Source organism: Ruegeria sp. HKCCD8929, from assembly GCF_013031405.1.
Taxonomy (GTDB): Bacteria; Pseudomonadota; Alphaproteobacteria; order Rhodobacterales; family Rhodobacteraceae; genus Ruegeria.
The window spans coordinates 90,548-96,965 of sequence record NZ_WPZY01000016.1 but is presented as its reverse complement, the minus strand read 5'-3'; the positions used below and the strand labels follow the sequence as shown (position 1 = coordinate 96,965).

Annotated in this window: 3 protein-coding genes and 1 pseudogene; 3 read left to right on the top strand and 1 reads right to left on the bottom strand. The window is 59.0% G+C overall.

Annotation, left to right across the window (positions count from 1 at the left end; translation table 11 throughout):
• Positions 1-458: 458 nt before the first annotated feature.
• Positions 459-1,385, top strand: a complete 927-nt coding sequence (locus GOX53_RS20425) for an AraC family transcriptional regulator (protein ID WP_171179642.1) — start codon at positions 459-461, stop codon at positions 1,383-1,385.
• Between the two features lie 147 nt (positions 1,386-1,532).
• Here GOX53_RS20425 and GOX53_RS20420 read toward each other — a convergent pair.
• A pseudogene (locus GOX53_RS20420) lies at positions 1,533-2,171 on the bottom strand (putative inorganic carbon transporter subunit DabA); the annotation flags it as partial.
• 448 nt (positions 2,172-2,619) lie between these two features.
• Here GOX53_RS20420 and GOX53_RS20410 point away from each other — a divergent pair.
• Together GOX53_RS20410 and GOX53_RS20405 are read left to right on the top strand one after the other, a co-directional pair.
• Positions 2,620-3,177 (top strand): membrane integrity-associated transporter subunit PqiC, encoded by a 558-nt coding sequence (locus GOX53_RS20410; RefSeq protein ID WP_171179640.1) that lies wholly within the window; start codon positions 2,620-2,622, stop codon positions 3,175-3,177.
• A gap of 1,192 nt (positions 3,178-4,369) precedes the next feature.
• On the top strand, positions 4,370-6,400 hold the full coding sequence (locus GOX53_RS20405; RefSeq protein WP_171179638.1) for a dynamin family protein: 2,031 nt from the start codon (positions 4,370-4,372) through the stop codon (positions 6,398-6,400).
• The last annotated feature ends 18 nt before the right edge of the window (positions 6,401-6,418 follow it).

The following is a 6,418-nucleotide window of genomic DNA, read 5'->3' as shown; positions in this document are numbered from 1 at the left end:
GTCCGCCATCGCACTCGCAGCAACCGTCATCTACTGGTTATGAATCCTGACCCTAGGGCAAGGGCGCCGCAGCTCAGGGGGCGCACCGCCTTTTTAATCAGAAGGTTGAATTTGCGTGGCAAAACTGGATCTCCCTAAACACGATATGATCGGGTAGCACTTCTGAATATGAACAAGCGTGAATGCGGCGAAATTCCCGCAATTGCCTGCAAAACGCTGGCTGGTCTTTTGCGGTTCACATTCCCGTGAAGATTAACAATCAACGCAACTGGCGTCTTGTCATTTCACGCCACGCACCCGTTAAAGTTTATTTTAAGGCCCAATACCTTTCATAGGCTTATCAATTCTTCCGGGTGACTTACGCCCGGCGTTAGGTGGATATGCCGAGCGGAGAATATTCAACCACGACAGCGGCGGGCATGGGAACCCTCCCGGAACGGTTGCGCGCCTGCGCCGGGTTGGCGGCGGTCGAGCGGGCCTTTGACAAAGCAGACCTGCCGATTGATGTCGTCGAAGACCGATCGCTGCGCATTCCGATGAGCGCGATGGTCAAAGTGTTTTCTGAGGCCGAGCGCCTGTCAGGCGATCCACAATTCGGGCTTCGGGTGGGTCTGGAGATGAAGGGCACCGATCTGGGCGCATGGTTTGAATACGCAACCCAGGCCCCCTCCCTGCGTCTTGGCATCCAGCGGCTGGCCTGGGCGATCACCTTGTTCCAGAACGGGCCGTCGATCACATTGACCGACATGCGCGATGGCGCGATCTGGCGTTATCACGTTCCCCGGGAGAGTGGCGCCGCCTTCAGCAGTCACAGCGATCATGACATACCCCCGATGCTCGATTTCGCCCGGAATTACCTCGGCGCGGACTGGAGCCCGCGCTGGATTGGACTGGACTATCCCGACCTGGGACATGGACAGATCTTGCGCGACCTTCTGCAGGCTGAGCCGCTTTATGGCCGCAGCGCTCTGTCCATCCCGTTGACGGCTAGTGATTTGGAAACCCCGCGCCCGATGGACAACGGCGGGCACGCCTACTGCTCGGCCGATTTACAGGCGCGCGTCCTCTCTGGTTCCAGCGAATTTTTGATTGCCGTGGAAGCCTGCATTTTGCTTGGCATACTCGAGAACGCACCTGAACTTGGCTCGGTGGCACGCCGCATGAACATGAGCACCCGCAGCTTGCAGCGCCGTTTGATGCTTGACGGGTACACATTCCGCGAGGTGCTGTCCAAAGTGCGTTATCGCCGCGCCCTCAGCCTTCTACGTGAAACCGGCCTTGGCGTCACCGATATCGCCCACGGCCTTGGATATTCTGACGTGGCCAATTTCTCGCGCGCCTTCAAATCCTGGGCCGGTCGCCCGCGGTCAAGTTTTACACGCTGAGGTTTAAAGTTTCGGGTTGGCCTGATGCAGTTTGCAAATACCTGAAGCACCCGACTTTCTGGGAAACATGATGCCATGATTGACAGCAATGATCCCGTGCGAATGCAACAGGCATATGCCTGAGTCACTTCGGCAGCAACAAACAGATCATTCCGCAGCCAACACGCGATTTAAGTCATCTTGCTGCTTGAATGGAGTCCAGTTCAGATTGCCCCCGTAGCGCCAGGCCAGTTTGCCGTGATCGTCCATGGCAATCAGATGTAGCCAGCCGTTGTCAAAAAGAGCGCGGACGCCGGGGTGGCGGCTGAGTATGTCCGACATTGCTCCGCGCGGGGCCTCGACAATCACCGACAAACGCAGCGGATCGTGCTGAAACCCGTCGCCGTCATGGACCGATTGCCACGGCAAACCCGGGCGGGGTGCGCCGCCGTTGCCTTCTAGGACACCGATGCCGCCCACCACATTGTGCAGCAGCTTGTTTCCACCCCCGAACAAAGTCGGTGCCACTGTCGAGCCATAGTATTGCAGGCTGATCCAGCTGGCGACCACCACAGGGGCTGTCATGATCAACTCCAGAACCCCGAAACCGTCGTCGCGGCGCCAATCATAGTTGTGCAGGAACGCCTGCCCCGACAAGTTCGCCCCGCCCGTGCGATGGCGCTGCGCAGCGATGAAGGCGCGGCATCCGGCCAGACCCCATTCGGGACGCGTCTCGGCCCAATCCTGCGCTCGGTGCAGTGTGTCCGACGCCCCAACCGCGCGCGGCAGTCGCCCCGCCCGTTTCGCGCAGTGGCGGCCAAAGCGAACGCACTGGAGACCGAAGAATTGATCAGCTCAGCCAGCCAGTTGGTAAACAGCGCGGATGCGTTGATCGGAACCGAAGAAGCCCTCGCCCTGCCTGCTGCTCTGACCGGAGCCCTTGACGAAATGCGCTCGACACTGGCGACGCTGCGGCAAGGCGGGCTGGTGGACAACGCCAATGCCACGATGGCCTCTGCCCGCGGTGCGGCTGATGCCGTTGCCGTCGCCACGGAACGACTTCCAGCCCTCTCCGCTCGCCTTGAGCGCCTGGTCGCCCAGTCCGAAACGCTGCTCTCGGCATATGGGGCCCGCTCCAGTTTCAATGCCGAAACGCTGGACGCCTTGCATGAGATAAAATCGGCGGCCCGGGCCTTGACGCAATTGGCCCGCAGAATTGAGCGTGATCCGAATTCCCTGTTGTTTGGTAGATGAGATGAGAATTGTCCTTTCATTGATACTCACCGTTGCTTTGGCGACAGCTTGTACTCCGGCCAACGATGCCCGCTATCTGATTTCTTCCGCTCCCGGCGAAAAAGTAGCGAACCTACGATCCCGCACGATCGAGGTGCGGCTGGTCTCCCTCCCCTCCTACGCCGCGGCTTCGGATATTGTTGCCGAAGGCGAAGGCGGTGCTCTGCTCGCGTTTGGCGGTGCGCAATGGGCCGACGATCCTGCCCGAGGCATGACTGCGGCTCTGGCCCGCGGCCTGAACGAACGGACGGGCGCTTCTGCAGCGATAGAGCCGTGGCCACTGAATACAGGGCCGGACGCGCGGCTGGATGTGCGGGTAGATCAGGTTTATGCCCACGCGGACGGAATCTTCGAGTTGACCGGTCAGTTCGCTGTCTCATCGCCCGAAGGCACCGTGAGGGAGTTCGTAAGACGTTTCGGTATTCGCAAACCGGTCAACGGCACAGGCCCCTCCGCAACCGCCGAAGCCCTTGCCCGGGCCTTGGCAGAGCTCGCAAGACAGGTCTCGTTGTCGATGTAAGATAAAAGGTTGGCGACGAGTACCACCCCTGCCGTACGGCTTCTATAGGGCTGTATAGGGGCCTGGGCGCACATCCTTATGGGCCGCGAGTAGCAATGAAGAAGTTGGCGGTGAATAGTATCCGGGCAACTCCCGCGGCAATGACGCGCGGTGCCTCGCAAAGCCTATTAACTGAAAAGGGAAGCAATCGAAGACGCACTAAACCAGCTTGCATTCGCCCGACATATTAAATCCAGCGGCATGCATAGCTTGATTGTCGGATGTAATGGTGACGCAGAATGGCATCCTTCTGCGGATGATGTCGCGGCGCGTCGTACCCTGACGGCCTAAAATCTATGTTCGGCCCCCAGAAACCCGGTAAAGACCGGCGACCGAGACAAGATCCCCGCTTGGCGGGTACCTCTGCCCAGCTTTCGGTACGCTCGAAGTATGACGAACATCCTAATGTCCAGGCAGATAAATAAATCGGCGGTAAGAAGATTGCTTCTTATGTGAATAAAATCGAACGGCAAGCCACGCACGACTGTCCTCAAAAACATTGGTTCAATCACGCCGACAGTACATAAACCCGCCCCGAACTCGAAACGCAGCTATGAGGCTATACCCCGCCGTCGTCTTACAAATCTGTATATTTCGTGAAAAGCCCCGGACAGGCGAATGTCCTAAGTAGGTTTTCTGGTTGATGTTTACAGGCCGCCACTGCCGCATGGCTAATGCTCTGCCATGTTGTGATCGAAGCGTGCCAAGTGTCCGAGGTTCTGAATGCAGGTTACATACGATGCTCCTTCGTTTGTTGGGGGGCCTTTGCGTCTCTCCGTAGGTTGGTCTCACTCCGCTTCACAGACAAAAGAACCCAAATGGGAATGGTCACAGATCGCGGTCGGCATAATCGCCAGACTGGTACTCTTGCCAAACCGCAATCAAGCCCTGGGAAAGCAGGAACTTGCCCGGCGGTTCAAGAGACTATTTAAGTCTCGGCCGCGAGAGACGACCACCATTCAACCGCCCGGGAAACCGCACGCTAGAAAAACTGAACCGGCGGATTCGCTAGCGGTGATCCATGTGACCTCTGGCTTCACCGGCGACCGGCTGAACACTCCCTGAAGCCGAAAATTTGTCTCAATTCCAACAGGCCTGATGACCGCGATCTGCCCCGCGCAAACCATCACCCTACCAGCAAGGATCCCTCCAAATGTCAGTCACTTCCGATGTCGCTGACCCGGCAAAGCTGCTTGAGTTTGGCACCCGGCACCTTGCGCAGCAGCGCGCCGCATTCGAGCAGACCCTGGTGGCGCTCGCACAACTGCGATCGAACGTAAAAGGGCCGCTTTCCCGGCAAGTGGATGTCCTTCAGTCGCAGTTGAAAGACTATTCCGCCCGAGTTTCGCTCGTTGGGCAGGTAAAGGCGGGCAAAACCACGCTGGCGAATGCGCTGGCGGGATCGCCAGGCCTGCTCCCGTCGGATGTGAACCCTTGGACATCCGTGGTGACAACTCTGCATCTCAACAAGGAGCCTCCGTCCGGGGCACGGGCTCACTTCCAGTTCTTTGATCGGGACGAGTGGGACGCCCTGGTAGCCGGGGGCGGGCGGCTTGGCGAACTGGCCGGACGCGCCGGGGCACAGGATGAGGTGGACGAGATCCGGCAGCAAATCGAGGACATGCAGGCCAAATCGAAAAACCGTCTGGGCCGAAATTTCGAAATGCTTCTGGGGCAGAAGCACCGGTACGACTACTTCGATCATGCGCTGCTTGAGAGATATGTCTGCTTGGGAGAAGACGACACGCCGGGTGACGGTGAGAATAAACAGGGCCGCTTTGCCGATCTGACCAAATCGGCAGAGGTCTTCATGGATCTGCCCCAGTACTCTGTACCTGTCACACTCTACGATACGCCAGGCGTGAACGATCCTTTTCTGGTGCGTGAGCAGATCACCATTCACAATATCCGGAATGCCGAAATCTGTGTCGTCGTTCTGTCCGCGCCGCAGGCGCTGACCACAATGGATATGGCACTGGTCCGCATCATCGGGAACCTGGACGATCGGCAGGTGGTTTTGTTCGTGAACCGGATCGACGAACTAGCGGCCCCGGCCGAGCAGATTTCCGAAATCCGGACCAGCATCACCCGGACGTTGGAGGCGCAGGGCGTTCCGTCCGGCTGCGAAGTGATCTTTGGCAGCGCAAAATGGGCCGAGGCGGCACTGACGAACACGCTGGACGACCTGCCGGAGGACAGCAAGCAATCCCTGATCGACTGGGCCAGTCACGTGGAACAGGTGGATGCAGAGGATTCGCAGGCACATGTCTGGGAGCTTTCGGGCCTGCCCGAACTGATGAGAGTCATTGCCGAGCGGGCAGCGTCCGGCGATGGCAGGCGGTTGCTCGATGAGGTGCGCAATCAGGCAACGAACATTGCAAATCAAGCCCGCGCCACGTCTGCGGCTGCGGGAATGCATCTTGCTCAGGATGCAAAGATTGCGGTCGACGGTCAGCACATCAAGGACCGCATAACCGAAGTGGCGGCGCGATACGACGCCCAGCTAACATCGCTGACTGAAGCCATCCATCAGGATTTCCACGACCGCAGTAGTAGGGCAGAAGCGGGCTTTGTCGATCTTACGATCAAGTCGCTTCTGAAACAGCTCAACAGCTATGGCGAAACCGGCACCTGGAGCTGCGAACCAAACAGCCTCCGCATGAAGCTGCGGGCAGCCTATGCCAGGTTCGGCCGCAACGTTAAGGCGGATGTCGGGGCCCTGTTTGCCGGCGCCGCCGTCAGCGTCGCAGACATCTACCAGGAAGCCATCCGCAACACCCTGACCGGTTTCCGGATCGAGCCCCCGGCCCCGCCGGGGATCAGGCCGCCAGTCATTCTGGCCCGCACGATCGCGCTTGATCTGCACAGCTCGTGGTGGCGCCGCTGGTGGCAGGCCCGGCGCGGGTACGAAGCGTATGTGGACGAATACCGCCGCCTGATCGCCGACGAGGTACACACGATCACTTCCGAACTCGACGAAACTCAGGTGGCGACCGCGCTGGACGAGGCTCGCAATGGCCTTCGGACGTTCTTTGACGATCACACGGCCACTTTGTTCCGCATCGCTGATCTGGGCGAGATCAGCGCCGAAACACTGAAAACCACGTTCGGGGATCAAGAGCTTCAGACGGCACAGACCAACCTCGGGCACGTTCTGGAAACACTGGAACGCCTTGCCGCCTAGGGCCATCCAAGGAGATCG

What these genes read in the sequence shown, in the direction of transcription:
- GOX53_RS20410 (WP_171179640.1), top strand. Translation starts at nt 2,620, where the DNA reads ATGAGAATTGTCCTTTCATTGATACTCACCGTTGCTTTGGCGACAGCT.
- GOX53_RS20405 (WP_171179638.1), top strand. Translation starts at nt 4,370, where the DNA reads ATGTCAGTCACTTCCGATGTCGCTGACCCGGCAAAGCTGCTTGAGTTT.